Raw genomic sequence first — 2,417 nt, 5'->3', positions numbered from 1 at the left:
ATCGGGTAAGTCAAGGGCATTGCTGCCCCCTTCTCCCCTAAGAACCGTACGTGAGAGTTTCCCCTCATACGGCTCAAGCAACTCAATATTTCTATTTGTTGTTAGAAATCGGCTCATACTTTCAACATTTTCGTTTATTTCGCTTGTAGCAGTTGTTGTGGACAAGTTGCCGTACAATCGAACCACCAACAGATATTTCGTTGACGTTCCATGCTTTTGTACAGTCTATTTCCTTGCCACATAACGGACAAATCCGGTTCTGCTTGTTCCATAAATATAAGAGAGACTTACGTCCTTTGAGAGATTCCAGCATTTGTTGCTCCTTACGCTGAGAGAAATAATCATCGTATTCCGGGTCAAAAGGATTTGCCTCTCCCTTGACTTGCTTGTACGGAGTATAATGTATATCCGACAATCTTTTAAGGGTCAGGTAGTTCACTTTCATACTTTTCGTTTCATATTTCCACGCAAACGTCCATTTGCGTCCCCGAATTTCATGCCAATACCTGTCTGCGACCCAAGACTTGCGTTTCTTAGGGTGACGACGTAAGGCCCATTTCTTCGTGAGATTATAAATGTGGTAGTCGCAACCATGAAAAGCATCGGTCGATGCACCATATCGGTAATAGTTACCCCATCCTGTGATTACAGGATTGAGCATTCGTATCAGCGATTCCTGCTTACACATCTTATGTCCTTTGACTATGTCACTGATTTTTGCCCTAAAGCGTTTCTGTGCGTCTTTGGACGGAGATGTGTATAGCTTTTTGCCGAACTTCCTTACATTGAAACCCAAGAAATCAAATCCGTCATATATGTTCGTAATAGTAGTTTTCTCTTCGGATAAGGTAAGACCTCTTTCTTTGAGAAATTCTATCACTATTGGTTTGACTTCGTTTTCCAATAGTTCCTTATCTCGGCCTGTGATTATAAAGTCGTCAGCATAGCGAATAAGATTTACCTTGTAATGGAATGTCTTGTTGTTACGCCATAGTCTTTTGAATCTTTTAGCCAAGAGCGGCTGAAGCCCGTCAAGTACCATGTTTGCAAGTGTCGGTGATATGATACCTCCTTGTGGCGTACCCTCTTCTGTCGGGAATAGTTTTCCGTTGAACACAGCTCCACATTTCAACCATTTTCTGAGTATTGTCTTATCCATAGGGATATTCTCAATGAGCCAGTCGTGGCTGATGTGGTCGAAACAGCCTTTTATATCTCCCTCCAAAATCCATTCGGGAGAATGTTGGCGGTTTAAAACCGTATCAATCTGACGGATTGCGTCCATTGTCCTGCGCTTCTTTCGGAAGCCGTAGGAGAAACGGTCGCCTGTCGTTTCGGCTATCGGTTCCAATGCCATGAGATATAAAGCCTGCATCGCCCTGTCTTTCATGGTCGGTATTCCCAACGGTCGGAGTTTACCGTTCTTTTTCTTGATGTGAACCCTACGGAGTGGCTGCGGATTGTAGCCACGGCGTTTCAGTTCACTGATTGCTTTGTACTTGCGCTTGGGAGAGTCCCAAAGCTGTTTATCTACTCCAGACGTTTTCTTCCCTTTGTTGGAAGTAACCCTCTTTACAGCCAATGCCTTGGCGTAAAAAGAGTGAGTGAGCATCCATTGCAAGGCTTTCACCTTGTTATGTCTGCCTTCTTTCTGAGCCTTTACAATACGCGCTTGAAGCTTTCGGACATAGGCTTCGCACTTGGACCAGTTCATACCGTCCCAAGTCAGATTCCTGTTGTCAGCAGGCGCACACGATGTCTTAGTTTCGTTCATTTGCTTTCCTCCTTTTGAAAGTTCTAAAAGTTATCTTGTAAAGAGTTACCATATACGGAAGTCTGCCCACTTTCGTGTCGGATGATGTTATCCACAATCAGCCCGTGATGTCGATTCAATCCGTATCCTCCCCATTACAGGGAGGCGTTCGCTTTCTCCGTTATCTCATACCTGCACCCCTTTCGGCTTGCCTTGCGGTTCGCTTACTCGCGTTGTTACGAGAGAGATACAGGCTTGCCCTGTTCCACGTAATTGACAAAAGGATAGTTTAGGTTCTGTCAAGTCCACCGGCAGTGCCATGTCCGTGTAACCCCAACATGGGCAGGGGTTATCCGACTGCTTACCTTTTGGTGAGAGCTAAAGTATCTTCCGCTCCTTCAAACCTCACGATGGCTAAAGACAGTTCACTTATGTTAACCATGCTATCCAGCCTCGCCACTCGGCAGTATGATACTAACCGCCCTTGACGTTCCCTCACGGTTCAGTCTTGTCCTTTCGGAGAGTGTACTTTGTCCTATAAGCTTGGCACAACCCATCACTGGAGATGCACCTTATAGTAGGCTACCGCTGACGGAACAGCGGGTTAAATCATGCAACTAATATCACTGTTTAACAATCAATTACGCGACTTTACAGGTCACAC

General features: G+C 45.1%; 1 protein-coding gene and 1 pseudogene. Both read right to left on the bottom strand.

From position 1 onward, the window contains the following. A pseudogene (locus HU824_RS19940) lies at positions 1–138 on the bottom strand (conjugal transfer protein TraG); the annotation flags it as partial. Then, positions 122–1,774 carry a group II intron reverse transcriptase/maturase gene (ltrA, locus tag HU824_RS19280; RefSeq protein WP_005647985.1) on the bottom strand — a complete coding sequence of 551 codons (1,653 nt, stop codon included), beginning with the start codon at positions 1,772–1,774 and terminating at the stop codon, positions 122–124. The pseudogene HU824_RS19940 and the gene ltrA, both read right to left, overlap by 17 nt. Positions 1,775–2,417: the final 643 nt, after the last annotated feature.

The sequence above is a fragment of the Bacteroides sp. L10-4 genome, assembly GCF_013373675.1.
Taxonomy (GTDB): domain Bacteria; phylum Bacteroidota; class Bacteroidia; order Bacteroidales; family Bacteroidaceae; genus Bacteroides; species Bacteroides muris.
The sequence above is the reverse complement of the archived record's forward strand: the minus strand, read 5'-3'. Positions and strand labels throughout refer to the sequence as shown.

What these genes read in the sequence shown, in the direction of transcription:
- ltrA (WP_005647985.1), bottom strand. Translation starts at nt 1,774, where the DNA reads ATGAACGAAACTAAGACATCGTGTGCGCCTGCTGACAACAGGAATCTG.